Annotated in this window: 1 protein-coding gene; it reads right to left on the reverse strand. The window is 60.6% G+C overall.

Annotated features, from left to right (window positions below):
• Positions 1-91: 91 nt before the first annotated feature.
• Positions 92-835: reverse transcriptase domain-containing protein (locus ACGLHR_RS51915; RefSeq protein WP_400103939.1), on the reverse strand; the 744-nt coding region annotated here is incomplete at its 5' end.

The following is an 835-nucleotide window of genomic DNA, read 5'->3' on the forward strand; positions in this document are numbered from 1 at the left end:
TTCCGAGTAGACGAGGAGGTTACCCCCCTCGTCCCTCACAGACCCGGACGAGCCCAATTAAGGCATCCGGTTCTTCATTGCACAGATTTGCTCACGGCGTGGCATAGCGATGCCTGATGCGGGGCTTCGGCAACGGGAAGACCCTCAGAATCTGATTGAAGGCGGCCCAAGTGAGCGAACGCTCTCGCGAACGCCGCTTCAGCCACTTGTGCCACCGCCGCTGTGCCTCGAAGACCAAACAGCCCAGACGACGGCTATTGCCAGCAATACCAAAGTACGCGTAGTGCCCCTTGAGCATCCGGCATAACCGTTGGTGCTGGTCCCGCACGAGCCAGTGCCGCATAAGGCGACACTGCTGGTCGATCGCTTGGAGCGCCCGCGCAAAGCGGTCTTTCGCTGTCAGTTGCCGCACGACGACCTTGCCCCATCGCGAGCGTGCCCAGATATGGGTGAACCCGAGAAAGTTGAAAGTCGTTGCAAACGGCTCGCTGCCTTCCGCCGATCGATGCGCTGGGCGGTGGCGGAAGTCCACCAAGCGGGTTTTGTCCGGGTGCAGTTGCAGCCCGTACTTCTCCAGCCGTTTCCCGAGCACCGTCAGCACACGATCTGCGTCGTCCTTGTACGCGAACAGCACGACAAAGTCGTCGCAATAACGAACCAGCGTGCTCGGTCCGCGCAGGCGCGGTTGCACCTGCTCGGCAAACCACACGTCCAGCACGTGGTGAAGGTAGACATTACTGAGGATCGGCGAAAGTACGCCGCCCTGGGGTGTACCTTTCTCGGGGTAAAGCAACTGCCCCTCGTCCAGCACGCCAGCTTTCAACCACTTGTCGAT

The organism is Cupriavidus sp. CuC1, assembly GCF_044627735.1.
GTDB classification, from domain to species: domain Bacteria; phylum Pseudomonadota; class Gammaproteobacteria; order Burkholderiales; family Burkholderiaceae; genus Cupriavidus; species Cupriavidus ulmosensis.